This is a genomic window from Stappia sp. BW2 (assembly GCF_008107695.1).
In the GTDB taxonomy this organism is placed as follows: Bacteria; Pseudomonadota; Alphaproteobacteria; order Rhizobiales; family Stappiaceae; genus Roseibium.
On the sequence record NZ_VIRG01000070.1, the window covers coordinates 943655 to 969850 of the forward strand.

A 26196-nucleotide genomic window follows, 5' to 3' on the forward strand; every position below is an offset into this window, starting at 1 on the left:
GCGGCACAAGCCGCTTAAGGCTGCGAGAGCGGAAAGACCGCTTCGCGAAAGTCAGGTCCCGAAGGCCTTGACGGGCTGCCGGGAAGAGGTTGCTGTCAGGGAGATGGAGGTCACCGCTTCGTTGATGTCGGCCGAAAGATCATCGGTGCCGTAGATCTGACGCACCTTTTCGCTTGTCAGTGCTTCCGGTGTGCCGTCGAACTGAACCCGCCCGTCCTTCATCGCGACGATCCGGTCGCAATAGGCACGGGCAGTGTCGAGTGTGTGCAGGTTGACCAGAACCGTGAGACCGTCCGTCCGGTTGATTTCGCGCAGGGCGTCCATCACCCGGCTGGCATTGGCCGGATCGAGAGAGGCAATCGGTTCGTCGGCCAGCATGATGCGCGGGTTCTGCACCAGTGCCTTGGCAATGGCGACACGCTGCTGCTGGCCGCCCGAAAGGGTTCCTGCACGTTGCAGCGCCTGGGGCACCAGACCGAGCCGGTCCAGCGCTTCGATGGCACGGGCGCGGTCTTCGTCGGTGAAGGAGCGCGTCATGGACCGCAGGAAGCCTGTGTGGGCTATCCGGCCGATCATGACATTGGTCAGCACATCCATGCGTTCAACAAGATTGAATTGCTGAAAGATCATCGCGCAGGACGCCCGCCAAAGGCGCAGGTCGCGGCCCTTCAGGGCCGTGATGTTCTGGCCCTCATTCAGGATCGTGCCCCGGCTGGGGTCGGTCAGCCGGTTGACCATGCGCAGGAAAGTGGACTTGCCGGCCCCCGATCGACCGATGACGCCCACCATCTGCCCCTTGGGAATGGCAAGGGAGACGCTGTCCACAGCGGTCAGGTCTCCAAACACTTTTGATAATTGCTCAATGACCAGCATCGGCCCCTCCGAAAAACGGAGAGCGAGATAGCAGGCATGCGCTGGGATCAGATGTCTATACGATTATACTTTTATGAATTTTTACGACAATGGTACGATTAAGATTTGCCGGTAAACAAATAAGAGGAAGAATTATTTGTTAGATTCAAGATAATGGAAATTTCCCCTTTGAAGTTCTGTTTTGGTGGGATGTAAATTTCGTAAAATTTACATAATACAGTCACGTTCAACAGCGCGCTTGTCGTTACGCTCACTTTGCCTTGCCGGCTTTGTTTCGGTTTTCTGAGGAGTTCCCGTCATGCGTTTTTTGAAATCCGCCGCCCTCGCGGCTGCAGTTCTCGCCGTTTCCCTGTCTTCATCCCTGGCCGATAGCTTCAAGCTGGCCGTAACTGATGTGGAAGGCCTGGAGCGGCTTCAGGTCGAATGGGGTCCGTTCAAGGACGCCCTCGAAAATGCGACAGACCACACGTTCGAGTTTTTTCCGGTGACCAGCCGTACCGCGGCTGCTGAAGCCTTGCGCGCCAAACGCGTCGATTTCGTCGTGACCGGGCCTGCCGAATACATCGTGATCAACGAACTGACCGAAGCCCGCCCGCTGATTGGTCTCGGCCGTCCGGACTATTTCTGTGCCATCGTCGTGCGTGCCGACAGCGGCTTCACGCGCCCGGCCGATCTCAAGGGCAAGAAAGTGGCCTTCGGCGACATCGGGTCCACGTCCAACATGCTGTGTCCGATGCAGTTGATGGCCGACTATGGTGTCGATCCGATCAAGGACATCGACAAGCTGCATACCTCTCGCAACATCGCGCATGAGGCCTTGAAGAAGGGTGATGTTGCGGCCATCGGCATCAACCACAATTCCTGGCTGGGCACCCGCAACAAGGATGACAGCGTCCCCAACGGCTTTTTCCGGGTGATTGCCCGTTCCGGTGATCTGCCGAACGACATGATCATGGTCGGGGCCCATGTCGATCCCGCGGCAGCGCAGAAGCTGCGCGAGGCGATCCTCGACAACAAGGATTCAATCATCGCCGCGATCCTGCAGCATGAGGAAAACGACAAGTATTCGGGCATGGATCTGGTGGCGATCGAGGACGGTTCCTACGACCTCGTCCGGTCCATGTACACCACCGCCGGTTTCCCGCAATACGACAAGTTCATCGGTGAATAATGGCGCAGCCTCTGCTCCAGTCCGCCGGCGCGGTTGCGCCGGCGGTTCCGGCTTCAAAACCCGAGACAAACCCAATCTGCGATCTGAAGGTTGAGGGACTCTGCAAGTCGTTCGGCAAGGATCGGAACGTGCTGCGCGGTATTTCCTTTTCCGTGGGCCGTGAGGAAGCGGTTGCCCTGATCGGCTCCAACGGTGCTGGCAAATCGACCGCCTTGCGGTGCGCACTGCGGCTGATCGAGCCGGAAGCCGGTTCGGTTCTGCTGTTCGGCGAGGATATTTCCGCGGCGCGTCAGCGACAACTCAGACGGGTTCGCGCCGAAGTTGGGTTTGTCTTTCAAAAGCACAATCTGGTGCCGCGGGTTTCCGCGTTGACCAATGTGATCCATGGCAATCTTGGCCGTGCCGGCGGCATACGCGGCTGGTCGCAGCTTCTGGCCGCAACGGCCTTGCGGGATCGGGCGATGGCCTGCCTCGAAAGGGTCGGGCTCGCAGACCAGGCCTTGAAACGGGCTGATCAGCTCTCCGGCGGCCAGTCCCAGCGGGTGGCGATTGCCAGGGCCCTTATGCAGCAGCCCAAAATGATTGTCGCGGACGAGCCGGTTGCCAGTCTGGATCCGGTTGCCGGTCAGGAAGTGATGGACCTCTTTCGCCAACTGACCCGGGAAGAGGGGATCACGCTTCTGTTCACCTCGCACAACGTCCAACAGGCGCTTGCCTATTCCGACCGTGTCCTTGCGATCCGGCAGGGGGAAGTCGTTCTGGATGACAGCAGCAGCGGTTTGAGCGCTGCGGATCTGGGGAAGCACTATGGCTGATCTCCTGACATTCAAGCACTCTCGCCTGCCGGACAGGTTCGAACGTCCCGGCGCGCTGCACTTCGTCGTCTACGTGGCTCTGATTGCCTTTGTCGTCTGGTCGTTTCAGGGGGCCGGCTGGTCTTTTTCCGCTCTGGTCTCTGGCGGTCCGGCACTGGCCGACTTCCTGTCGCGGGCCTGGCCGCCGTCGCTGGAGCGGTTGCCACAATTGTCGAAAGCGCTGCTGGAAACATTCCAGATGGCGCTGGCAGGTACGCTCATCGGCATTGTTCTCAGCCTGCCGCTGGCGGTATTGGCCGCAAAGGGGTTGACGCGACCCTCCTTGCTGTCACGGGCTGTCTATACGTCTGCGCGTTTGCTGATCGCTCTCTTCAGGACGGTGCCGGATCTCGTGTGGGCACTGGTTTTCGTCATTTCGGTCGGGTTGGGGCCTTTTGCGGGCACGCTGGCCATCGCTGTCGACACCGTCGGTTTCTGCGGACGTTTCTTCGCTGAAGCCATGGAAGATGTGGAGAAGGGGCCCGGCGAAGCGCTGACAGCCGCCGGGGCGGGCCGCTTCGACACGATCTTCTGTGCGGTGGTGCCCGCCGCGATGCCTTCCTTCATCACCACGTCGCTGTTCGCGCTTGAAAAGGCGACCCGGTCGTCCGTCGTGCTCGGCCTTGTCGGGGCAGGGGGCATCGGCATCGAACTGAAGGTGGCTATGGACTTTTTTGACTACCAGCTCGCGATGACCATCATCCTGATGATCTTCGTGCTGGTTCTTTGTGTTGAACGGCTCGGCAACCTGACCCGCAGCCGCATTCTGGAAGGAGCATCTCAATGAGCAACGCACTAGCCTCACAAAAAACCGATACGGCCCATCTGGCCTGGGACAAACGCTGGCAGACGGAGGAGGGCCGGGCCGACTGGTTGCGTCCGGATCCGGATGTTGCCGGTCTGATTGAACGACTGCAGAAGCAGGAAAAGGTCCGGGCTTTGGATCTTGGTTGCGGCGTTGGCCGTCACGCCCTGTCTTTCGCCCGTGCCGGTTTCGAGACGCATGCGATGGATCTTTCCAAAGCGGGGTTGGCGGAACTGGAAAAGAGTGCGGCAGCGGAAGGTGTGAACATTGAAACTCATCTGGCCCCGATGACGGCGCTGCCGTTCGAAGACAACAGTTTCGACTACGTTCTGTCCTTCAACGTGATCTATCACGGCGATCCCTCAATCGTTCGCACAGCGATCTCGGAAATCGCCCGGGTACTGAAACCTGGCGGGATCTATCAGGGGACAATGCTGTCGAAGCGCAACGCCAACTTCGGTATCGGGACGGAAGTGGCCGCCGACACCTGGGTGCGCGATGGCGACGACGACAAGGATCACCCGCATTTTTATTGCAACGCGAGTGAGCTGGTGGCTCTGTTCGACCGTTTCGAGCTGAGCTATCTCGAAGACAAGGTGCACACGAAACCCGGTTCGTGGCACTGGCACATGATTGCCGAACTCAACCGCTGATCGAGCGGGCCGTGCTGGCGGGCGTTATTCGCCCGCCGGTTCCGGCAACGGTTCGTCGGTTTGAGGATTGAGCTTCTGGTCGGCGTCGGCCGTTGGTTGACTCGTGAAGCCCTTGAGGTCCGCGAATTCGCGGGCATCGCGCTGGATTTCCACCGGGCTCAGGGCGTAACCGGTGGCCAGTTCGGCAAGCGACCGCAGCGCATGCATGTGGATGCGTTCATAGCCGTGGCTGGCATCCACACCAAAGGTGATCAGTGCCGTGCGCACATCCGCACCCGCTTCAATGGCCGTTGCCGCATCGGAGCGGTAAAAGCGGAAGACATCCTTCTGGAACTTGATGTCATTGTCCCGGCAGAGCTGAACCATCTTGCGGGTCAGATGAAAATCGAACGGGCCTGTCTGATCTGCCATCGCAATGGTGACGCCAAATTCGTCCGAATTCTGCCCGGGGGCGCTGGTGCCATTGTCGATGGCGACCAGTGAGGCGATGTCGGGCGTCAGGATAGATTGAGCGCCTTGGCCGGTCTCTTCCGCGATGGTGAATAGCCAGAACACGTCGACCGTCGGTTCGACGCCGGATTCCACCAACGCCTTGATTGCCGCCAGCATCACCGCGACCCCGGCCTTGTTGTCGAGGTGGCGGGAGACGATAAAGCCGTTTTCCAGGAATTCCGGAGCCGTGTCGATGGCAACAAAGTCGCCAACGTCGATACCCAAGCGATGCAGATCCTCCACCGACTTGGAATATGCGTCGACCCGAAGCTCGACATAGGGCCAGCCGACCGGAAGCTCATCGACACCGGTGTTGTACGTGTGCCCCGAGGCCTTCAGCGGCAAGATGGTGCCGGTATAGGCGCCGCTCTCGGAAAAGATCGTGGTGCGGGCACCTTCTGAGAACCGCGCGGACCAGTGACCGATGGGGACGAGCTCCAGACGGCCATTGTCCTTGAGGGACTTGACCTGGGCTCCGAGCGTATCGAGATGCGATACGAAAGCCCGGGCGGGCCGGCGTTTTTTGCCGGAGACCCTCGCGCGAACTCCGCCGCGGCGTGTGATCTCGTAAAACACCCCGAGCGATTCCAGTTCCTTGGAAACATGACGGACGATCTCGTCCGTATATCCCGTCGGGCTCGGTATTTTCAGAAGATCCTTCAGCCTGTCGTTCAGGTAGGAAATGTCGATGTTTAGTAAGGTCATTGTCCGGCCCGGTTCAAGGTCGTCCTGACGGGCTGTGGCACCGACAGGGGAAACAGAAAGTCCACGAAGCGTTCGGCGGTCGGCTGAGGTTCGTGATTGGCAAGCCCCGGCCTCTCGTTCGCCTCGATAAAGCGATAGTCCGGTTGTCGCGGGTCTGCGACCATCAAGTCAATGCCTGTCACAGGAATTTCAATGGCGCGTGCCGCCTTGATCGCCGCCTGAACGAGCGTGCTATGGGTTTCGCCGGTCACATCGTGGATGGTGCCACCCGTGTGAAGGTTGGCGGTGCGGCGAACCGGCAGGCTCTTGCCTTCCTGCAGGATGTCTTCGAGCTGAAAGCCGTTTGCGCTGAGGCAACGCAGCACTTCGTCGTCCACTTCGATCCTGGATTCCCCACCCGTTGCCGCGGCACGGCGTCGCGACTGGATATCGATCAGCTCGCCAATCGTCGACTTGCCGTTTCCTGTGACCTCTGCCGGCTTGCGCAGGGCAGCGGCCACCACCTTGTAGTCGATCACCACAAGGCGAAGATCCTGGCCCGTGACGAATTCCTCCACCAGAACGTCGTTGGAGTAGGTCCGGGCGACGTCGACTGCAGCCATCACGTCTTCGGTTGTTGTCAGTCCGATGGCAATGCCCTTGCCCTGTTCCCCGCGCGCAGGTTTGACGACCACCGAGCCGTATTCTTCAAGAAACGCGGCGATCTCGTCGGCGGAGCCTGCCAGTATCTGGTTCGGCACACAGACACCGGCACGTTCGACAATGCGGCGTGTCGTGGCCTTGTCATCGCAGATCGACATGGCGACGGCGCTGGTGAATTCGCTCAGGGATTCCCGGCAGGCAACCGAGCGTCCGCCATAATTCAGCCTGAAGAAGCCGCCTTCCGCGTCGATGATCTCGGTCTGGATGCCGCGCCGCCGTGCTTCGTTCACAATAATCGTGGCGTAGGGATTGAGCTTGTCTTCCAGGGCAGGGCCAGCAAACAACGCCTCGTTGATCGTGTTCTTGCGCTTGACGGTGAAATAGGGAACCCGCTCGAAGCCGAGCTTGTCGTAAAGACCGATGGCAAGGTCGTTGTCGTGCAGGACAGACAGGTCCATGTACGGCGTGCCTTTGCCCTTGAAGACTTCCGCCATACGCCGAACCAGAGCTTCACCGATGCCCGGAAACCGGGCTTGCGGGGAAACAGCAAGACACCAGAGTGAACTGCCGAGATCGGCGCCGTTGGTCACCCGGCCATGGTCAACCCCCATGGCAGTGCCGACGATCACGCCGGTTTCGTCTTCCTCAGCCACAAGCACCGTGATGGTGCGCGGGTCGAGCTGCGACCAGAAGAACTCCGGCGGCACCGGCACCATGCCTCGGGTGAGGTAGAGTTCGTTGATCGCCTCGGCATCGCTGCGCGAGGACAGTCGGCGCACGGTGAAACCCTTGCGCCGGTTACGGGCCGGCCGGTAGGTCGCGAGATCCAGACGGAACGTGTGTGAGGGGTCCAGAAACAGCTCGTGAGGTGCCGATCCGACCAGCACATGCGGGTCGCGTACATAAAACGCGATGTCGCGCCTGTCAGGCCGTTCGTTGCGCAGCATCTCGACCAGCTTGTCGGTTTCGCTGTAGGTATTGGCGAACACCAGCCGCCCCCAACCGCAATCGACAAAGCGGTTTTTCTGGGCTTCCGTCTCTTCCAGCCGGTATTCCGGCTTCAGGCCATGCTGGCGCATGCGTTTCAGGCGATGGTCGAAGGCGCCCTTTGGCCGAGATGGTTCATTATCGGCCATGTATCAGACCTCCTGTGCCTGCAGCCACATTTCCAGCAGCGCGACCTGCCAAAGCTCGGAACCACGCAACGGCGTGATGTATTTGGTCGGGTCGGCATAAAGCTTCTGCAGGTAAACCTCGTTGAAGAGGCCTCGTTCCCTGGCGGCCTGACTGGAAAGCGTATCGCGCACCATGTCGAGATACTCGCCCTGGATGTATTTCAGGGCCGGCACCGGGAAATAGCCCTTCGGACGGTCGATGACGGCGCTCGGAATGACCTTGCGTGCTGCTTCCTTCAAGACACCCTTGCCTTCCTGGGCGAGCTTGAATTCTGCCGGAATTCTGCCGGCCAGCTCGACCAGTTCATGATCGAGGAAGGGCACACGCGCTTCCAGTCCCCAGGCCATCGAATGGTTGTCGACGCGCTTGACCGGATCATCCACCAGCATGACGTTGGTGTCGAGGCGCAGGGCCTTGTCTACCGGATCTTCCGCGCCGGAGCGGGCAAAGTGTTGCTCGACGAATGCAAGGCTTTCATCGCGCTCGCAATGATAGGCGGGCGAAACAGCTTCTGCCATCTGCGCTTCCGTACGATCGAAGAAGGCGGTGGCGTAGTCCGAGACAGGGCTGTTTGAGCCGCTGAGCTTCGGATACCAGTGATAGCCGGCAAAGACCTCATCGGCCCCTTGGCCGGACTGGACCACGGTGATGTGCTTGGAAACCTCACGCGACAGCAGATAAAAGCCGATGTTGTCGTAGGAGACCATCGGCTCCGACATTGCCTGGATCGCTCCGGGCAGGTTCTTCTGGAGCTCGGAAGAGGGAATGAAAATCTGCTGGTGATTGGTTCCGTAGTGTTCGGCGATCAGGTCGGAATACTGGAACTCGTCGCCCTTTTCGCCGTGGGCTTCTTCAAAGCCGATGGAGAACGTCGCAAGGCCTTTCTGGCCTTCCTCGGCCAGCAGACCGACGATCAGGCTGGAATCCACACCACCGGACAGGAGAACGCCGACGGGAACGTCCGCCACCATGCGGCGGCGAACCGCCGTGCGCAGGCTTTCAAGAACCGCATCGCGCCAGTCGTCGGCGCTGCGGGCGAGGTCTTCTGCTGATTTTTCAAACCGCGGCTCCCAGTAGGTATGCTCGCTGGAGCTGCCGTCAGGTTCAATCGTCCGCACCGTCGCGGCGGGCAGCTTGCGCACACCGTTCAGGATCGTGCGCGGCGCGGGAACGACGGCGTGCCAGCTCATGTAGTGATGCAGGGCGACGCGGTCGATCGACTTGTCGATGCCGCCACCGGCCAGCAGCGCGGGCAGGGAGGAAGCGAAGGCAAGACGTCCGTTCGCTTCGCTCAGGTACAGCGGCTTGATGCCGAACCTGTCGCGCGCCAGATGGATGCGGCCACTGTCGTGCTCGTGAATGGCGATGGCGAACATGCCATGAAACCTGGAAAAACAATCCTTGCCCCATTCGGCCCAGGCCTTGAGGATGACCTCGGTATCGCTGGTGGAGAAGAACGAGTACCCGCGGTCGATGAGCTCTGTCCGCAGTTCCTGATAATTATAGATGCAGCCGTTGAACACCAGCGAGAGGCCAAGTGCCATGTCGGTCATGGGCTGGGTGCCACGTTCGCTAAGGTCGATAATTTTCAAGCGCCTGTGCCCGAATGCGACCCGGCCGCGTTGCGTCACACCCATTCCATCCGGGCCGCGCGCCGCCATTGCGTCCGCCATCCGGCTGACCCGAACCACGTCTGCCTGGCTACCATTGAAAACCACTTCGCCGCAAATGCCGCACATATTGAAAAAATTCTCCGTTTCGTAACTGGACGCGCACTATATAGAGCTCTAATCATTAGAGTTCAAATGAATAGAGGTGTAATGATGCAGGCGATGCAGTCATCGCAAGTGGTCAAGGCTATCCGGAAGATCGTCCGGGCCATTGACTTGCGCTCTCGGGAGGTGTCCAGGAAGACTGGGCTCACCATCCCGCAAATTGTTGTTTTGCAAGGCATAAGGGATCTGGGAGAGGTAACGACCAAGGCCCTTTCCGACAACGCGGATCTGAGCTCGGCAACTGTTGTAACCATTCTCGACAAGCTGGAAGAAAAGGGCCTCGTCGAACGTTACAGATCCGTCTCTGACAGACGAATCGTGCATGCCAAATTGACAGAAAAGGGCACAGAGGTTGTCTCGAACCTGCCTGGCCTTCTGCACGACGAGTTTGAGCGAAAGTTCGACAGTCTGAAAGCTGAAGAGCGGGTTCATCTCGTCGCCTCCATCGAGCAAATTGCCGAAATGATGAATGCGCATAATCTGGATGCGTCTCCGATCCTGATGACTGGTAAGGTTTCAGGGTAAGATCATGCCAGCCGTTTCGAGGAACGGTTTGAGCTGCCCGCAAGGCTTTCGGATTTCAGATCTGTACGGAAGTTTTGCAGTTGCGACTGAAGGTGTTCTGCGGGCACCGCCGGGGAACAGATATAGCCCTGGATCCCGTCACACTGATGGGTCACGGTCAGTGCCAGTTCGCCTGCTGTTTCGGCCCCCTCTGCAATGACGCGCAGCCCCAGACTGCGTCCAAGACGGACAATCGCTTCAAAAAGCTGCTCGCGCTGCGGATGGCTGTCTGCCCCGGAAATGAAGGCGCGATCGATTTTGAGCTCCTGGAACGGCAGACGATGCAGATAATTCAGTGAGGAATATCCTGAGCCGAAGTCGTCCAGCGACAATTGCACCCCAATCTGCTGAAGCTCGGACAGGATATCCAGAACCATTTGTTCCCTGGTGTCGACAAAGACGTTCTCCGTGACTTCCAGACACAGGCAACTGGCCGGCAGCCCATAGGTTTTCAAGGTCTGACGCACTGTCTCGGCAAAACTGGACTGGCGGAATTGAAGCGGTGACACGTTGACCGACACCTGACCGAATTCGAACCCGGCCTGTCGCCACTGGGCGGCCTGCTTGCAGGCTGAGTCCAGCACATATCTGCCAAGGTCCAGAATAAGTCCGGTTTTCTCGGCTATCGGAATGAACTCTGCCGGGGGAATGTTGCCGCGTTTTTCGTGAGGCCAGCGAAGCAGGGCTTCCAGGCCGATGAGGCGGCCATCAGCGGGGCAAACCTGCGGCTGGTAATGCAGAACGAGCTGGCGGGTCTGGAGCGCGGCCCGCAGCAGCGTCTCCGTGAGCATTTCACTCTGGACCCGGTCGTTGAGCGGCGGAGAGAAAAATTCATAGCGTGGGCCGGCATTCCGTTTTGCCGCCCTCAAGGCAAGACCGGCCATGCGGTGCGCTGTTTCCGCATCTTCAGCGTCCCGTGGCAACAAGGCGATGCCAATGCTTGGCTCTACGTGGATTTCACCTTCCTCCATCTGGAAGGGCACGGACAGCATGTCGATTGCCTGCACGGCATAGTCTTCCGCGATTGCGCCCTTACCGTCGAAGGGAAGCAGAATGCAAAAGTCATCGGCCGAGATGCGCGCGATCTGCGCGCTCGGGCCAAAGATGTTGGCAAGCCGGGCGTAGGCCTGTAGCAGGACCCGATTGCCAACCTGCTGGCCAAAGGTATCGTTGACCTTCGCAAAGCCGTTGAAATCCAGATGGATGAGAGACGCTGAAAAGCTTCCGGTTCTGGCCCGTTTCAACGCTTGGCTCAGGTCGAAAAAGTATCTGGAGCGATTGCCTGCAGTCGTTACCGGATCGGTATAGGCAAGTTTGTGCAACTTGTCCTGAAGGTCCGTAACCTTCTCCAGCCCATGTGCCAGATCACCGATTTCGTCCCGGCGGTCCGTGAAGGGAATACGCTTTGGCTGGAGGCCGGCGGCGAGATCATCCGCTGCCTTTGCCAGTCGTCGCAGGGGCCTCAACTCGAAGTGCAAGAGCAGTCCGCCGATGAGGAGGACGGCAATCAAAATGATGATGGCCGCAGAGGTTATTCGGGTTTTCAGGCGGTTTTCTGCCAGAGACAGGTCGTCCACCCAGCCGACATCGACAGCGAGGGCACCGGCGACCTTGCCGCCTTCAGTGACAATCGGCGTCAGATAGGCGAGGCGAAACCTGCCTTGAACCGGAACGTTGCCGGAATAAGGCTGTCCGGTCGAAAGGCTGGCGAAGGCAGGGTGTCCTTCATCGATCGTAACGGCTGGCGGGCTTTGGCCTTCCGGGCCGGGTAATGTGGTCGCAAATTCCTTGAACGTTTTGGTGCTTGCAGACCATCTGAACAGATTGGCTGCGCCCTGATTGGTCTTGCCGATGGTTTCCACCAGCGCCTTCAGCTTTTCGCCCGGTTGGAGCAATTCATCTGCGGTCGCCTCGGAAACGCGTATCAAGGCCGGAGCGCCCGTCCCTGCGAATTCGGGAAGAAGCCTTTCATTCGTTCCATAGCGCAGTATCGAGGCGGCTGCGTGAGCTGCCCGGTCAAGCCTTATGGTTGCGTTTTCCTGAGTGGTTCTGGACAATTCATGATAGGCAAGCCCGGATATCAGCCCGATGCTGCAGAGCACCATGACAAGCAGGGTAATGCTGACCTTGAATGCAAGCGAATGTAGGCCGAGCCGTTTAATTGCACCAAATCCTTGTCAACTTCACGTATAAGGGGCTGGATCGACAATCAGCACGCAAAAGTAATTCTTATTCGCTACGAAATCCTGAACAGGGTCAAGAAATTTGGAGGAATGCAGCCCCCTGACGGCGTCGATTTCGCCTCTGAGGTTCCGGGCTTTGTTTCGGCTACACCTCTGCCGAAAGCGAAGCCAGGCACCGTCGCCGGTCCTCACCAGGCCTGGCATTGATCAAGAGGGGGATGGCGGTCGCTGTCATCTTCCGGGGAACGCGCTCCAAAGCCATTGGAAAATCGGCGGAAAGGCGTTAGGACGAGTGGTTGGTTCGGCAGTTCATGGAAAGGTCGATCTGCACAGTGCTTTTCGGGATGACTGATACTTGATTTCTCTCAGACCAGTTTTGAACGTTCTCGGATTTCTGTATGTCGGCCTGGCAACAGCCATGCTCATTCCGGCAATCGTGGACGTGGCCCAGAAAAACGCTGATTGGCAGGCCTTTGTCTTTTCCGCGCTTCTGACGGGCATGATCGGCATGCTGCTGTCTCTTGCCGTCGGCGGGTCGCTGCGCGAGGGGCTGGATACCCGACAGACGTTTGTTCTCACCACGCTTGCCTGGACCACCTTGCCCGCCTTCGGCGCGTTGCCGTTTCTGTGGCTGGGCATTGGTTATGCCGACGCGGTATTTGAGGCGGTCTCCGGCTTTACCACCACCGGGTCCACCGTTCTGACGGGTATCGACAGTCTGCCTCCGGGATTGCTGGTCTGGCGTTCGCTGATGCAATGGATGGGCGGTGTCGGTATCATCGTCATGGCCATCGTGCTGCTGCCGTTCCTGAGGATCGGCGGTATGCAGCTTTTCCAGAGTGAGAATTCCGACCGGTCTGAAAAGATCGTCAGCCGCTCGGTTGAACTGATCCGCCTGATCGGGCTTGCCTACCTGTTTCTGACCTTCCTGTGTATCGTCGCCTACCTGATGACCGGCATTGACCTGTTCGATGCCTTCAATCACGCCCTGACCACGATATCGACGGGCGGGTTTTCCACCCACGACCTGTCCTTCGGGTATTTCACCAATCCGGCGTCCGGCTGGGTTGCGATTGTCTTCATGGTCATTGGCGCCCTGCCGTTCGTGCTTATCGTGCAGGCCTTGCGCGGTCATCCGCTCTTGCTCTGGCGCGATCCGCAGGTGAGGGCGCTTCTCGGGTTCCTGGCCGTCGTGGCGATGACGCTGACCGTCTACCTCGGCCTCAATATGCACTTTCCCTTTGACGATGCTCTGCTGAGGGCCACCTTCAACGTGGTCTCCATCGTCACCGGAACCGGCTACGCGCTGGGCGACTATTCGCAATGGGGCGCACCGGTTGTCGGGATAGCGCTGTTGTTGATGTTCGTCGGCGGTTGCACAGGTTCGACCACAGGCGGCATCAAGATTTTCCGCTTTCTGGTGTTCTTCGGGACAGTTCGCGCCCATTTGCGCCGCATGGTACGGCCACACCGGATCATGTCGGAAGAATACGGTGGCACCAGACTGACGCCTGAATTGTCCTTCTCGGTTCTGGCTTTCCTCGTCGTTTACATGGGGTCTGTCGGCATCATCACGGTTGCCTTGTCCTTTTTCGATCTGGACCTGGTCACCGCCATTTCCGCCGCGGCCACTTCGGTGGGCAACGTCGGACCGGGGCTGGGACCGGTGATCGGACCTGCTGGTCATTTTGCCCCCTTGCCGGACGGCGCCAAGTGGCTGTTGTCCTTCGCGATGCTGGTCGGCCGCCTCGAGCTGTTCACGATTCTTGTCCTTCTTGACCCGGATTTCTGGTCCAAGTGACCCTCCGGCTCACCTGAGTAAACGGGGCTGTCAGGCCTCGATCTGCATGAGAGAGACTCGTCATGAAGTTTTCCACGCCGCTTGTCAGTGGCCGTCTGGTCAAGCGTTACAAGCGCTTTCTGGCCGATGTTGTTCTGGATGACGACGGCGGTGCAATCACGGCGCATTGCGCCAACCCGGGGTCTATGCTCGGTTTGAAGGAACCGGGCGCGCGGGTCTGGCTGTCAATTTCGGACAATCCGAAACGAAAGCTCAAATATTCCTGGGAAGTGATTGAGGCGGACGGCTCTCTGGTGGGGATCAACACGGCGCATCCCAACAAACTGGTGGAAGAGGCGCTCCAAGCAGGGCGCATTGCCGAGCTTGCAGGATATGAAAACCTGCGCCGTGAAGTGAAATACGGCAAGAACTCGCGCATCGACATTCTGCTGGAAGCTTCCGACGGGGCAAAGACCTACGTGGAAGTGAAGAACGTTCACCTGATGCGGGAAGCAGGACTTGCCGAGTTCCCCGACAGCGTCACCGCGCGCGGTGCGAAGCATCTCGTGGAACTGAGCGACATGGTGGCCGAGGGTCATCGGGCAGCGATGGTGTTTCTTGTGCAGCGGCCTGATTGCAGCCGGATGAGCCTGGCGGACGATATCGACCCCGGCTATGCGGCAGCCTTTGCCGATGCCAGACGCGCCGGTGTGGAGGCCTTTGCAATCGGCTGCGATGTCCGGCTTGACGGCATCGATGCGGTCAAGCCGGTTGAGATCCTTGCCTGAGTTAAAGTCAGAGGCCCGGTAGCAATCACGCCTGCCTTACGACAATCGGCGTGCCTTTTGGCACACGGTTGTAAAGATCGATGATGTCCTGCTGGAGCAGGCGCACACAGCCTGATGACACGGCCTTGCCGATGGACCAGGTTTCCGAGGTGCCGTGGAGGCGATAGAGCGTGTCGCGGTTGCCTTCGAAAATATAAAGCGCCCGTGCACCCAGCGGGTTGTCGAGGCCCGGCGGCATGCCGTTCCTGTATTTCTCCAGTTCGGGCTGTCGGTCGATCATTTCTGAGGGCGGGGTCCACTTGGGCCAGGCGGCCTTGCGGGCGATGCGTGCTCGGCCGCCCCAGGCAAACCCCTCCCGGCCGATACCGACGCCATACCGCATTGCCTGGCCGCCTTCCATGGTCAGATAGAGAAACCGGTTGGGCGTGTCGACGATGATCGTGCCGGCAGGTTCGGGAGCGGAGTAGTTGACCAGTTGGCGGTAGTAGACCGGATTGATCTTGGACAGATCGACAGCCGGGATCGGGTAGGGCTCTTCAGGCATTGCCCGGTACATCTGAAGATACTCGGGCGCAATGCGAACAGGCCCACCCGGCCCATTGGCTGTGTAAGTCGGACCTGGAGCAAGTTGCCCGGTTCGCTGACTGGAAGCGCAGCCGGTCACAAGAGCGGCTGCGGCGGAGGCGAGGAACAAACGTCTGGTGAGCATTCCGGTTTCCGAATTGGGCTGGGGTAGGGTGTTTTCATGAAGAGAACGCACGACAAGCGTTAAAGTTCTGATTTGCCATGTTTTTTTCCCGGTAGCCTTAGCTGCCTTAGCGGAAAGTTGTTGTGGTCCAAACGCAAATCGACCGGCCAAACGCGATGTCTGACCGGTCGATTGTCGAATTATCAGAAGATGTTCCGAGCACGCGGAACAGTTGCTGGACCTTGCTGCAGAGCGTGGTTCAGCCCGCCGTTTCCTTGGCAAGCGGCGGCTGAAACTGCCAACCCATGTCCCAAGGGAAGTAGATCCAGGTATCCTGCGAAACTTCAGTAATGAAAGTGTCGACCATGGGCACGCCGACCGGCTTTGCATAAACGGTCGCGTAATGCGCCTTCGGCAGCATCTCGCGAACAACCTTCATGGTCTTGCCGGTGTCGACCAGATCATCGATGACCAGAACACCGCTGCCTTCGCCGTCCTCCAGATCGACGACCTTGGGATCGACCGGCTTGATGACCTTGAGCGACCCCTGGCTGTCGTAATCATGATAGGAGGCAATGCAGACGGTTTCGATCGTGCGGATGCCGAGTTCGCGTGCAACGATGCCGGCCGGTACCAGTCCGCCACGGGTGATGCAGACGATGGCTTTCCATTTGCCTTCGCTCGACAGGCGCCATGCCAGAGCGCGGGAATCTCTGTGAAACATGTCCCAGGACACAGGGAATGCTTTGTTTTGGGCTGGGTTTTCCATTTCTAGTCCTTCAGATTATCCCGATAGGTCTGCGACTGCTTCGGCCACATCCTTTTTCGCGGCCATCAGTATGGCTTCATCACGCGAGCGGATTACGATTTGTGTGCTGAACTTGCCGTCCGTTGCTCTCGGATAGGAGCCGATCAAGGTTTGCGGATGTGCGTCCTGAATGGCGGCGAGGCGCTCGGCGATACGGCTCTCGGGCATGTCGGCCGCAACCGTTTCGGACAGCATCTTCTTGCCGGTCTTCAGGTCAGGTGCGAGTGCGTCCATCATCGCCTGCATGATGGAGGGAACGCCTGCCATGACGTGGACATTCTCAATCCGGAAGCCGGGGGCCTTGGAGACCTTGTTTTCAATGAGGTCGGCACCTTCCGGAATCCGGGCCATCCGTTGACGGGCCGGGGTGAATTGTCCCGGCGGGTAATGGGGTTCCATGATGGCGACGGCGCGCGGATCGAGGTTCAGGGGGACCCCGAACGCTTCAGCGATGCTTTCCGCAGTGATGTCGTCGTGAGTCGGGCCGATGCCTCCGGAGGTGAACACGTAGTCGTAACGTGCCCGCAGCGCGTTGACCGCACTGACAATTTCCGGCGTTTCGTCCGGGACGATGCGGACTTCCTTCAGGTCGATACCGAGCGCTGTCAGGTAATCGGCGAGGAAGCCGATGTTCTTGTCCTTCGTGCGGCCGGACAGGATCTCGTCACCGATGACCAGAAACGCAGCCGTTACGACGTCATCTGCCCTCTGACCGGTCATCTTCGCACTCCCTGACACATGGATGGGGATTGGCTTTATCCCAGCTTGAGGCTGGGCTCAAGCGAAAGCGGGCTTATTGCCCGGGAGTCCAGCCATAAATATCATCGAACCGGGCGGCGAGGCTTTCCGGTTTCGACAGACGCAGGACGGTGTCGCGGGCAAGGGCCATCGCGCCGCCGTAGTGAAACGTGCGGGCATTCTTGAAGGAAATGCCCTGGATATGCTGAACCCTGTGTTTGCGTTGCCGCTCGAAGGCCCTGAACGCAGCAGGAATGTTTTCAACGTCCCGTGGCATATGCTGCGCCAGCACCGCCGCATCTTCTATGGACATTGCGGCGCCCTGGGCCATGAACGGCAGCATGGCATGCGCAGCGTCGCCGATCAGCGCAATGTTGCCATGGGTCCAGGGACCCGCGGCGCTCACGCTGCACAGCGCCCATTTCAACCAGGTTTCAGGGATTGTCAGAAGGTTGCGAACTTCTGTCGGCCAGTCCCGGAAGATCTTCAGAAGAGTTTCCTTGTCGGCCTTTGCAGACCAGGTTTCGTCCTTCCAGGATTCCCGGACAAGCCCGACGATGTTGAGTTCCCGTCTGCCGCGAACCGGATAATGCACCAGATGGGCGCTCTTGTGGAACCACAGGCCCGCATCCCGCTGCCAGCGCTCGGGAACCGCATCGATCGGTACCGTTGCCCTGTAGGCGACCTGGCCGCTGAAATGTGCATCTTCATGCCCGGGAATGAGCCGACGGGTTTTGGACCAAACACCGTCTGCACCGATAAGTGCCTTGCAATGCAGGTTTCCGGTGATCTCGTCATCCTGGAAAATGCAGACAAGGTGCTCGTAGGGAGTGGATTCCAGATCGAGCACTTCGCTGGAAAGGCGGATGGAAATGCCTTCGGTGGCCTCCACCCGGTCCAGCAGAACACGCTGCAGATCTGCCCGGTGGATTTCCCAGAAGGGATAGCCGTGACGCTCCTTCAGGAAAGTGCCCATGCTGACCCTGGCCAGCTCGTCTCCGGATTTGGCCGACCAGATTTTCACGAAATCGGGGGCATATGCGAAGGGGGCCAGATCTTCCAGCACACCGAGCTGGTCCAGCACGGAGCAGGCATTGGGCGAAAGCTGCAGACCGGCGCCAACTTCCGAAAGTTGCCGCGCCTTGTCTATAAGGACGATCTCATGACCTTGAGCGCGCAGGCTGAGGGCAGCCGTGAGACCGCCTATACCGGCCCCGGCAATGATGATCGGAAGCCCGATCTCGCCATTGTTGCTCATGCACAGACCAATAATTTATGCGGCAGCGGGTGCCCAGGTGCAGTCTGAAGGCGAGGATTCGGTTGCCCGCAGCGTCGTATCGAACTTGTAGAGCGTGGAACAATAAGGGCAGACCACTTCGTTCTCACTGCCCATGTCCAGAAACACATGCGGGTGATCAAACGGAGGATTTGCGCCGATGCACATGAATTCTCGTGCGCCTATGGCCACCGAATCGTGTCCGCTGGAGTTTTGGAAATGCGGGACGACATGATCCGCCATGTTGAAATTCCTCTGTCTCTAAAGGTTGGGACCCCGATAGCAAATTTTGAGGACCATATCCATTTGTAAAAAATATGGGTAGACCCGTATTCTGCGATCCACAAGCGCAGGCAGCCTTCACCTGAAGCGGGAATGGGGCTTTACCTTCGCAGCCTAAACCTCTTACTCTACCTTGCAATTAAGTGTTCCGTTTACGTAAAGGTTAAAGTCTCAGATGCCGCAATTCGAGTTCGACGGTGTGAGGATCGCCTATCAGGATAAAGGCGAGGGCGACCCTATCCTGCTGATCCACGGGTTTGCATCCAACAAGCAGGTGAACTGGCAGTATCCCGGTTGGGTCGACCTGCTGGTGGATGATGGCAGGCGTGTGATCACCATCGACAATCGCGGCCATGGGGACAGCCAGAAGTTCTACGATCCGGCCGCCTATGGCGCGCCCGTGATGGCAGAGGACGCCAAGCGCCTGCTTGATCACCTGAACATCGAACGCGCCGACGTCATGGGCTACTCCATGGGAGCGAGGATTTCCGCTTTTCTGACCCTCAATCATCCGGGCAGGGTTCGGCGCGCGATCTTCAGCGGCCTTGGTTACGGCATGATTTCCGGTATCGGCGATCCGGAGCCGATCGCAACTGCGCTTGAGACCGACCGCATTCAGGATGTGTCCGACCGCACAGGGCGGGCCTTCAGAGCTTTCGCGGAGCAGACCGGATCTGACCGGCGGGCCCTGGCTGCCTGTATGCGCTCCTCACGGCAGAAAATCAGCGAGGAAGATGTCGCGCGCATCGAGCGACCCGTTCTGATTGCCGTTGGCACGAAGGATGACATTGCCGGGTCACCGCACAAGCTGGCGTCATTGATCCCGCATGCGGAGGTTCTCGAGATCCCGGGCCGCGATCACATGGTTGCTGTGGGGGACAAGGTCCACAAACAGGGCGTTCTTGCGTTCCTGAACAATGTTGAAGCGTAAGATTTGACACCGCCGCACACGCCCTGACAGGCGTTTAGCGAAGGTGAGCGGGCATCGAGGGAGGTTGCATGGGGCCGAAGCGTGTTGAAATGCTGGGGGCGGAGAAGAACAGTCTGGTTGCAGACCGCTACGGACTGGGCGACCTGCCGGTGATCATGCTCCACGGTGGCGGCCAGACGAGGCATTCCTGGGACGGAGCGGCGCGCAGGATCGCGGACCTCGGCCACCCGGTCTATTCGCTCGATCAGCGCGGGCACGGAGAGAGTGACTGGGTTGCCTCCGGCAATTACACATTCGACGATTTCGCCAAGGACCTGGTTGCCGTCACACGGCAGGTTGAAGCCCTGCATAAGGCCCGACCGGTTGTTGTCGGTGCGTCGCTGGGTGGTTTTGCCGGCATGCTGGCGGAAGGGCAGGAAAACACCGGTGGCCTGTCGGCACTGGTGCTGGTCGACATCACGCCGCGGATCGATATGGGCGGAGTTGCCAAGATCCTGGGCTTCATGGGCGACAGGGTCGATGATGGCTTTGCCGACGTGGAAGAGGCCGCCGATGCGATTGCCCGCTATCTGCCAAACCGCTCTCGGCCGAAGGACCTGTCCGGCCTCTCTAAGAACCTTCGTCTCCATGCCGATGGCCGGTTTCGTTGGCACTGGGACCCGGCGTTCCTGAAGTCCAAACATCATCAGGATGAGGCTATGGCGGCGGAAAGCCAGCAACGCATGCTGGCAGCGGCCGGCAATCTGTCGCTGCCGGTTTTGCTGATCCGGGGACAGAATTCCGAATTGGTTTCGATGGACCATGTGCGCGAATTTCAGGCGCAGGTCCCCCACGCGAAATTCACGGATATCCGCGACGCCGGCCACATGGTTGCCGGTGATCGCAATGACGTGTTCGCCGGGGCCGTGGAAGACTTCCTGATCGCGCTGAAATCAGACGCGGCCATGGCCTGAGACTGATCAGGCGGTGAAACACGGACAGTTGTTTGTCTCGCGGTCACGCGCGAAATAGACGAGTCGTTTCAACTGTCTGGTCCGAAAGGTTCAGAGGTTGATTCAAGCTTGTTTCGCGGCGCCGGGCGCTGTCAGTTGCCGGTAAACACTGGTGCTCTTTTTTCCAGAAAGGCTCTGCAGCCTTCGCGATAGTCAGCGCTGTCGATGCAGGCCTGTGCGTTGACGAGATCAAGGGCTGCATCTGTCTGATTACCGGGCAGCGCAAGCCTGTTGATCGCCTGCTTTGCTGCTTTCAGAGACAGAGGTGCATTGGCGCACAGAGCCGCACTCAGCGCTTCGATGCGATGGTTCAGCTCCATGTCTTCCACCACTTCGTTGACGAGGCCCATGTCGAGCGCCTTTTCCGCCGTCAGGCGTTCGGCCGAAAACAGCAGTCTCTTGGCGTTGGAGGGTGAAACAGCTTCCAGCAGATCACCGAGCGCTTCGGGCGGATAGGCAAGGCCGAGCCGGGCTGCAGGAATGGCGAAGAGGGCAGAGCGTGTTGCGATACGCAGGTCACAGGCGAGTGCGATGCCCAGGCCACCGCCAAGGCAGGGGCCTTCGATTGCCGCAATGACCGGAATTGGCAGAGCCTTCAGAGCCTTGAAGGCCGCGACGTTAATGTCGTCATAGTGTTTGGCGGCTTCTGGTGTGGAGCGGATGGCTTCGAATTCCGAAATGTCGGCCCCCGCGCAAAAGCTTTTGCCTCCAGCGCCGCGCACAATGCAAACCCGGATGGCTGGATCCTGAGCCAGTTCGGCCAGCAGGCCTGGGATTGCCTGCCAGGCGGCGAGCGGCAGGGCGTTTTTCCTGTCCGGTGAGTTCAGCACAAGTTCTGCAATCTGACCGTTGCGAACCACCATCGGGTTGCCGGAAGTGGCTGTTTGGGACGTTTGCGTAGGCATGGCTTAACCTCAAAATACGATTCAGTTCGCAAGGTGCTGAAAATCTTCGGGTATCAGGGTTCATTCGAGACAGTCATATCTGATATCAGGAAGTTTGATTTGGGAAAATCAGACGACAGTCCTATTTTAAGGGCCACTCGTGACGGCTTGAAAAGGAGACAGGCCATGTCAGCACCGATCGGCAAGACCGGTTTGAAAGAAGTTCCGACGCATGATCCGGTCTGGCATCAGTTGCGGGATGAAGCACAAGCGATGGTCGTGGCAGAGCCGGCCCTGTCGTCCTTCGTCTATGAAACAGTTCTGAATCACGACAGCCTGGAAGAGGCCGTGGTTCATCGCCTTGGCGACCGGCTGGGCCGGGACATCGTTTCCGCATCGCTGATCCGCCAGACCTACCTTGAAGCGCTGGCCGACGAGCCCGAGCTGGCAAAAATCTTCCGCGTCGACATTGTTGCCGTCTTCGACCGCGATCCGGCATGCTTCCGTTTCCTGGAGCCCGTGCTTTACTTCAAGGGCTTTCATGGTTTGCAGACGCACCGGTTGGCCAACTGGCTCTGGCGCCGGGGCCGCAAGGATTTTGCGCTTTATCTGCAAAGCCGTTGCTCGGAAGTTTTCCAGATCGATATCCATCCGGCTGTTCCCGTCGGCCAAGGTATCTTCATCGACCATGGCACGGGGATCGTCGTTGGTGGGACTGCCGTGATCGAAGACGATGTCTCGATCCTGCAGGGGGTGACCCTTGGCGGCACAGGCAAGGAAGATGGCGACCGTCATCCGAAAATCCGCCGTGGTGTTCTGCTCGGCGCAGGGGCCAAGGTGCTGGGCAATCTGGAAATCGGTCATTGCTCACGCATTGCGTCGGGATCGGTCGTGCTTCAGGACGTGCCTGCGAACACCACTGTTGCCGGGGTTCCTGCCAAGATCGTCGGAAAAGCAGGATGCGCAGAACCGGCCCGCAGCATGAATCAGCTACTGGGCGATTATGGCGGTCAATCGAATTGAAATTCCGGTTTCAGGAAGACGGGGAAAGCTTGCGGAAGGGCTTTGGCATTTCCGTTTGCTCCTGTAGGGTCCGCGCCAGAATGATGCTGAAAGAAAAGAGCAGGAGAGCGCCGTGAAACCCGATGAGATCCGAAAGATCGAAGCCTATCTGCGTTTGAAGTTCGAGAACAAGAACATCAAGGTGCAGGCCCGTCCGCGCAAGGACGACTCTGCGGAGGTTTATATCGGCGATGAATTCATCGGCGTCATCTTTCGGGATGATGAGGATGAAGACCTCAGCTGGAACTTCCAGATGGCGATCCTGGAAATCGACCTGGACGAAGTCTGAGCTTCAGACTTTCGATCGCGACATGAAAAAGGCGGCTCCCTTGGGAAGCCGCCTTTTTCATGTTCTGCCCAATCGGACGAACCCGGTTATTTGATCTGATAGCCTTCAATGCTGGCAACGACGTCTGCGTCCAGACGGCGCCAGTCAGGTAAAAGTGACTGATCGAAGCTGTAGCGCAGCTCCAGGCCGGAGGCGAACACGATTGCGCGATGGCAGCGAGCCTTTCCGGAAGAGGAGTCTTTCCGGCAGCGCACGATAAAGCCGTTCTGCACTGTCGGGTCGTAGGCAATGATATCGGTTGCCGGGGCGCGGCGCGCAGACAATGTCAGCACCTTCAGGCCTGCGGGGCCTCTCTTTTCGCCACCCCGTGCCAGGCGTCTGTAGAACGGATCAAGCCTCGCCCGTAAACTTTCCCGGCCTGGATTGCTCTCGAGGTCGACCTGGATTTTTGCCGGATACTTCCAGCCTTTATCGCCGTCATCTGATTTGCCCGGAGACCAGTCAAGGTTCAGCCGCAGGGTGGCAAATTCAGCGTCTCCCCCAAGGGCCTGCCGTTTCTGAAAGGCTGTCGCGATCAGGTTAAGAGGCAATTCAAAGCGTGTCGGGCCAATGGCAAAGTGCACTGGCTGGTCTTGTCTGGCGCTTGCCTCAGCAGGCCAGCCGAACGACCAGGTGTAGACCTTGCCGGCTATGTGAGCCGTGCCCAGCACGCACATTGCCAAAGCCAGCCATGTGAAGTGGCGGGGATCCGTCCTGATTGGCCCTGGCAAGGAGACGGGTATCACGACTTCAGCCCCTTGGTTCGAGTGCGCTTTTCTGGGACAGACTGTCCAGAAACGGCACAGGTGTCTCGCAAAGGGAAGGTGTCAATGCCGCTCCAGGTGGCTCAATTGCGGAGATTCGGCGCATTTGCCATTCCGGCACGGTCTTTGCTCTTGACCCTTTACGAATTCTTAATCACTTTCCGCAGGAAACAGTTAATAAGGGGTTAACGGGCGTGCTGTTCAATCTTCTAATCGTTGGATACATCGCATGCGCCGGATTTGTAGCGTCGGGTGTGCTGGGTAGTCTTTATCAGTTGATCACGAAGCAGCCGCCGAAGTTCGCCTTCGACGGCGAGGGGCTTCTGTCGTTTCTTGCAGGTATGTTCCTGTGCGTGTTCGCCGGACCCTTCATCATCATGCGCAATGCCATACGTGGACGCAGGATCGAAAAGCGGCCGGTGGGATGGCTGGTTGCCTCTTCCACCATCGCCGGTATGTGGAGCATGTGTTCCGGTGTAATGGTGATCAACGTCGCCCTGATTATGATCGGTTACATCTGAGGTTTCATGCCTGTCTTCGCTCTTGATGGACGTTCGCCCGTTTTTCCTGAAAACGATGAATACTGGATCGCGCCGAATGCAACGCTGATCGGCGATATCATCCTGCATGAAGCGGCAAGTGTCTGGTTCAACGCGGTTCTGCGCGGTGACAACGAGCCGATTACCGTCGGCATGCGCTCCAATGTGCAAGATGGTTGCGTCTTCCACACGGACATGGGCTTTCCATTGACCATCGGGGCCAATTGCACGATCGGACACAAGGCCATCTTGCATGGCTGCACGATCAAGGACAATTCGCTGATTGGCATGGGGGCGACCGTCCTCAACGGTGCTGTCATCGGCTCCAACTGCATCATTGGAGCGAATGCCCTTATCGCTGAAGGCAAGGAAATTCCGGACAATTCACTTGTGGTGGGCGTGCCAGGCAGGGTGGTGAAGACACTGCCGCAGGAAGCGGCGAACGGTATTGCGAATTCCGCTGACGGCTACGTGCGGAACTGGCGCCGTTTCAAGTCCGGACTGCGCGAACTCTGATCCCTACTGGCGCGTTCCTCTCGAACAGCCCTTCGACTTGCCTGAAAAGGCGGGAACCGACCTGCGGGGGGCGCGGGTCGGTTCCCTGGATCCGGTCGTGGTAGGGATGGGGAGGGTGGGGACGCGACCGGATCGTCCTAGAGGCCGGCTGACGCCGGACCAATCCCAATCCTAGTTGGACACGCTACTGACGGTGGTCACACGCGTGTCGGAAATGCCTGTCCACTGCACGGGCGAGCTGGCGGACTGACGCTTGATGTAGCGGTAGGGGGTCGAGTACCAGGGCAAGACCGCCTCGATCTGGTTGTCGAGGATCATGTCGCCATGGTCGGTCCGAACCGTCAGCACTGCGTGTCCCGAATTCTGCGTGTCCTTGGCGACGGTGATGAGCAGGGCACTCTTGGGCCAGCCGGCCTCCATCAGCACGCGTTGTTTCTCAAGGACATATTCCTCGCAGTCGCCATAACCGTTTACCGGATACGTCCAGTACTCTTCCTTGCCGAAGAGATCCTGATCGGTCATCGGGCGAATCCGGTGATTGACTTCCTTGTTGACGGCAATGAGCTCGTTCCAGCGGGTTTCGTCCAGCTTCACGACAACCGCCTTGTATTTTTCCTTCGGACACGCCCAGGCGTTGTCGCGGCAGAATTGCTCATAGCCGACCGGCGGTTTGACGACCGTCCTCATGTCCATGAAGCGACCGGGATCTGCCTGTGCAATCGATCCCATGACAGTGCACGACAGTAAAATTACAGATGCGAGTACAGTTCTGTGAAGTAATTTCATCGTAACGCCCTCCCCAAGGCTGACGCAACGATGACGGAATGATTTTTACTTGGGGAAAATCTCCAAAGTAAAACTCTATCTGTATTTTAAAGGTGTTTGATCTTAATTTTATCGTTATTTGAATTTACTTTGATTCAAGTTAGAAGAAAACTTTCATAAAATTTGATCTATCCTCCAGAAGTCTCTGAAATATATGGATTTTGGCGCTAATCAGGTGGCTGAAACTGGGCTTTAAACTAGTCACATGGCGAGCCGAAACAGGCATTTTTTCGCACTCTGGGGGTGGGAAAAGGCAGCGAAAATTTTTTGAATTTTTTTGGATGGGAGCAGTCTGAGAAGGAGATCTGTCGCCCGAAACGCCGAGTAGAAACAAAAAGACCCGGCTGAAGCCGGGTCCGTCAACATGGTACGCAACCACTTGCGGCAGACAGGAAAGCGCCTGTCAGCTTTCTTCTGATGACGATATGTGGTGTTCCAGCAATTCGCGGCTCTGCACGGCTGCAAATTCGACAGCAATGCCACCTTCAATGCGTCGAATGACACGCGCCTGCATCTTTCCGAGCGTGATCGGGTCGCCCATTTCCGGAACGATATCCGTCGCGATAGCTGCACCGGACAGGGACACATCTATTATCCGGCAGACATGCTCCGAGCCGTCTGGCAGGATCATCTTGGTCATCGGATTTTTGGGAACGAAACGGTCGTGGCGCCGGTCTTCGGGAAGATTGAGCTCATCCCGGTTTGCGAGCCAGGTGAGAACGTTGGCGATCTTGTCACGTTTGCGCACCGTGTTGCGCAGCTCGACTGCAAAGCCACCATCGATGAGGCGGGAAATCGTGCCTTCGACTCGGCTTAAATGGTCGAGGTAGGCAATCACGCGTTCACCGACTCTGCCGGTGACGGGTGTAATCATGGCCATGCCGCCTGGCGACATGTCGACGACCTGACAGGGATATTCACGCCGGTCTTCCAGCATGAAGCGGCCCAGAATATTGACCTGGACACGTTGATGGCGCCGGCGGTCAGTGACTTGAAGCGATCTGCTTCCTTCGGTTGCTGTTGCCACTCCGGCGCTCATGCCCATTTTATCCAAAACGATGCGGAAATCGCACTATCCCCGGCTGAGATGCGATTCAAAAGA

At 58.5% G+C, this 26196-nt stretch carries 27 protein-coding genes; 13 read left to right on the forward strand and 14 right to left on the reverse strand.

Going from position 1 to position 26196, the window contains the following annotated elements; translation table 11 throughout:
* Window positions 1–51: 51 nt before the first annotated feature.
* Entirely contained in the window at window positions 52–873 is an 822-nt protein-coding gene (gene phnC, locus FMN63_RS23295) for a phosphonate ABC transporter ATP-binding protein (protein WP_148586518.1), read from the reverse strand.
* 298 nt (window positions 874–1171) lie between these two features.
* On the opposite strand from phnC (FMN63_RS23295), the gene FMN63_RS23300 reads away from it, so the two are divergent.
* Genes FMN63_RS23300 through FMN63_RS23315 form a run of 4 tightly spaced genes read left to right on the forward strand, consistent with a single transcriptional unit; the run spans window position 1172 to window position 4356 of the window.
* A complete protein-coding gene (locus FMN63_RS23300) occupies window positions 1172–2044 on the forward strand; it encodes a phosphate/phosphite/phosphonate ABC transporter substrate-binding protein (protein ID WP_148586519.1) in 873 nt (290 codons plus the stop codon).
* Window positions 2044–2859 carry a phosphonate ABC transporter ATP-binding protein gene (gene phnC, locus FMN63_RS23305; RefSeq protein ID WP_148586520.1) on the forward strand — a complete coding sequence of 272 codons (816 nt, stop codon included), beginning with the start codon at window positions 2044–2046 and terminating at the stop codon, window positions 2857–2859. The genes FMN63_RS23300 and phnC (FMN63_RS23305) overlap by 1 nt, the downstream gene beginning before the upstream one ends.
* Window positions 2852–3685, forward strand: coding sequence for a phosphonate ABC transporter, permease protein PhnE (gene phnE, locus FMN63_RS23310; RefSeq protein ID WP_148586521.1), 834 nt, complete (start codon window positions 2852–2854; stop codon window positions 3683–3685). The genes phnC (FMN63_RS23305) and phnE overlap by 8 nt, the downstream gene beginning before the upstream one ends.
* Entirely contained in the window at window positions 3682–4356 is a 675-nt protein-coding gene (locus FMN63_RS23315; RefSeq protein WP_148586522.1) for a class I SAM-dependent methyltransferase, read from the forward strand. The genes phnE and FMN63_RS23315 overlap by 4 nt, the downstream gene beginning before the upstream one ends.
* 24 nt (window positions 4357–4380) lie before the next feature.
* Here the strand turns inward: FMN63_RS23315 and FMN63_RS23320 are convergent, their stop codons facing one another.
* From FMN63_RS23320 to FMN63_RS23330, 3 genes are read right to left on the reverse strand one after another with little or no spacing between them, the layout of a single operon-like run.
* The gene (locus FMN63_RS23320) at window positions 4381–5553 is read right to left on the reverse strand and encodes an osmoprotectant NAGGN system M42 family peptidase (RefSeq protein ID WP_148586523.1); all 1173 of its coding nucleotides are present in this window, start codon (window positions 5551–5553) and stop codon (window positions 4381–4383) included.
* Entirely contained in the window at window positions 5550–7331 is a 1782-nt protein-coding gene (gene ngg / locus FMN63_RS23325; protein ID WP_148586524.1) for an N-acetylglutaminylglutamine synthetase, read from the reverse strand. Before ngg ends, FMN63_RS23320 begins: the two co-directional genes overlap by 4 nt.
* Window positions 7332–7334: 3 nt before the next feature.
* A complete protein-coding gene (locus tag FMN63_RS23330) occupies window positions 7335–9110 on the reverse strand; it encodes an N-acetylglutaminylglutamine amidotransferase (RefSeq protein WP_148586525.1) in 1776 nt (591 codons plus the stop codon).
* Between the two features lie 66 nt (window positions 9111–9176).
* Here FMN63_RS23330 and FMN63_RS23335 point away from each other — a divergent pair, with 66 nt between their 5' ends.
* Window positions 9177–9671, forward strand: a complete 495-nt coding sequence (locus FMN63_RS23335; RefSeq protein WP_286192743.1) for a MarR family winged helix-turn-helix transcriptional regulator — start codon at window positions 9177–9179, stop codon at window positions 9669–9671.
* Window positions 9672–9673: 2 nt separating this feature from the next.
* Here FMN63_RS23335 and FMN63_RS23340 read toward each other — a convergent pair whose 3' ends face one another.
* A complete protein-coding gene (locus tag FMN63_RS23340; RefSeq protein WP_148586526.1) occupies window positions 9674–11815 on the reverse strand; it encodes an EAL domain-containing protein in 2142 nt (713 codons plus the stop codon).
* Window positions 11816–12269: 454 nt separating this feature from the next.
* Here FMN63_RS23340 and FMN63_RS23345 point away from each other — a divergent pair, with 454 nt between their 5' ends.
* Together FMN63_RS23345 and sfsA are read left to right on the forward strand one after the other, a co-directional pair.
* Complete coding sequence (locus FMN63_RS23345) at window positions 12270–13694, forward strand: TrkH family potassium uptake protein (protein WP_148587321.1); 1425 nt, start codon at window positions 12270–12272, stop codon at window positions 13692–13694.
* A 62-nt stretch (window positions 13695–13756) separates the two neighbouring features.
* Window positions 13757–14461: a DNA/RNA nuclease SfsA gene (gene sfsA, locus FMN63_RS23350; protein ID WP_148586527.1), complete on the forward strand. Its 705-nt coding sequence runs from the start codon at window positions 13757–13759 to the stop codon at window positions 14459–14461.
* Window positions 14462–14486: 25 nt separating this feature from the next.
* Here sfsA and FMN63_RS23355 read toward each other — a convergent pair whose 3' ends face one another.
* From FMN63_RS23355 to FMN63_RS23375, 5 genes are all read right to left on the reverse strand, one after another.
* Window positions 14487–15170, reverse strand: a complete 684-nt coding sequence (locus FMN63_RS23355) for a L,D-transpeptidase (protein WP_205514249.1) — start codon at window positions 15168–15170, stop codon at window positions 14487–14489.
* A 238-nt stretch (window positions 15171–15408) separates the two neighbouring features.
* Window positions 15409–15918, reverse strand: coding sequence for a xanthine phosphoribosyltransferase (gene gpt, locus FMN63_RS23360; protein WP_148586528.1), 510 nt, complete (start codon window positions 15916–15918; stop codon window positions 15409–15411).
* Between the two features lie 15 nt (window positions 15919–15933).
* Window positions 15934–16677: a competence/damage-inducible protein A gene (locus FMN63_RS23365; protein WP_148586529.1), complete on the reverse strand. Its 744-nt coding sequence runs from the start codon at window positions 16675–16677 to the stop codon at window positions 15934–15936.
* Between the two features lie 73 nt (window positions 16678–16750).
* Window positions 16751–17953: an FAD-dependent monooxygenase gene (locus FMN63_RS23370; RefSeq protein WP_148586530.1), complete on the reverse strand. Its 1203-nt coding sequence runs from the start codon at window positions 17951–17953 to the stop codon at window positions 16751–16753.
* Between the two features lie 15 nt (window positions 17954–17968).
* Window positions 17969–18214 carry a zinc-finger domain-containing protein gene (locus FMN63_RS23375; RefSeq protein WP_148586531.1) on the reverse strand — a complete coding sequence of 82 codons (246 nt, stop codon included), beginning with the start codon at window positions 18212–18214 and terminating at the stop codon, window positions 17969–17971.
* A 214-nt stretch (window positions 18215–18428) separates the two neighbouring features.
* On the opposite strand from FMN63_RS23375, the gene FMN63_RS23380 reads away from it, so the two are divergent.
* Window positions 18429–19184 carry an alpha/beta fold hydrolase gene (locus tag FMN63_RS23380; RefSeq protein WP_148586532.1) on the forward strand — a complete coding sequence of 252 codons (756 nt, stop codon included), beginning with the start codon at window positions 18429–18431 and terminating at the stop codon, window positions 19182–19184.
* Window positions 19185–19252: 68 nt separating this feature from the next.
* On the forward strand, window positions 19253–20137 hold the full coding sequence (locus FMN63_RS23385; RefSeq protein WP_148586533.1) for an alpha/beta fold hydrolase: 885 nt from the start codon (window positions 19253–19255) through the stop codon (window positions 20135–20137).
* A 131-nt stretch (window positions 20138–20268) separates the two neighbouring features.
* Here the strand turns inward: FMN63_RS23385 and FMN63_RS23390 are convergent, their stop codons facing one another.
* A complete protein-coding gene (locus FMN63_RS23390; RefSeq protein ID WP_148586534.1) occupies window positions 20269–21081 on the reverse strand; it encodes an enoyl-CoA hydratase in 813 nt (270 codons plus the stop codon).
* A gap of 165 nt (window positions 21082–21246) precedes the next feature.
* Between FMN63_RS23390 and cysE the strand changes: the two genes are divergently transcribed.
* Together cysE and FMN63_RS23400 are read left to right on the forward strand one after the other, a co-directional pair.
* On the forward strand, window positions 21247–22083 hold the full coding sequence (cysE, locus tag FMN63_RS23395) for a serine O-acetyltransferase (RefSeq protein WP_148586535.1): 837 nt from the start codon (window positions 21247–21249) through the stop codon (window positions 22081–22083).
* A 112-nt stretch (window positions 22084–22195) separates the two neighbouring features.
* The gene (locus FMN63_RS23400) at window positions 22196–22411 is read left to right on the forward strand and encodes a DUF3126 family protein (protein ID WP_148586536.1); all 216 of its coding nucleotides are present in this window, start codon (window positions 22196–22198) and stop codon (window positions 22409–22411) included.
* Between the two features lie 86 nt (window positions 22412–22497).
* Here the strand turns inward: FMN63_RS23400 and FMN63_RS23405 are convergent, their stop codons facing one another.
* Window positions 22498–23121 carry a hypothetical protein gene (locus FMN63_RS23405; RefSeq protein WP_148586537.1) on the reverse strand — a complete coding sequence of 208 codons (624 nt, stop codon included), beginning with the start codon at window positions 23119–23121 and terminating at the stop codon, window positions 22498–22500.
* A gap of 287 nt (window positions 23122–23408) precedes the next feature.
* Between FMN63_RS23405 and FMN63_RS23410 the strand changes: the two genes are divergently transcribed.
* A complete protein-coding gene (locus FMN63_RS23410; protein WP_148586538.1) occupies window positions 23409–23735 on the forward strand; it encodes a DUF6949 family protein in 327 nt (108 codons plus the stop codon).
* Window positions 23736–23741: 6 nt separating this feature from the next.
* Window positions 23742–24269 carry a gamma carbonic anhydrase family protein gene (locus tag FMN63_RS23415; RefSeq protein WP_148586539.1) on the forward strand — a complete coding sequence of 176 codons (528 nt, stop codon included), beginning with the start codon at window positions 23742–23744 and terminating at the stop codon, window positions 24267–24269.
* A 171-nt stretch (window positions 24270–24440) separates the two neighbouring features.
* On the opposite strand, the gene FMN63_RS23420 is transcribed toward FMN63_RS23415, so the two are convergent.
* A complete protein-coding gene (locus tag FMN63_RS23420; protein ID WP_286192745.1) occupies window positions 24441–24998 on the reverse strand; it encodes a transglutaminase-like cysteine peptidase in 558 nt (185 codons plus the stop codon).
* Window positions 24999–25497: 499 nt separating this feature from the next.
* On the reverse strand, window positions 25498–26133 hold the full coding sequence (locus FMN63_RS23425) for a PilZ domain-containing protein (protein WP_148586541.1): 636 nt from the start codon (window positions 26131–26133) through the stop codon (window positions 25498–25500).
* Window positions 26134–26196 lie beyond the last annotated feature (63 nt).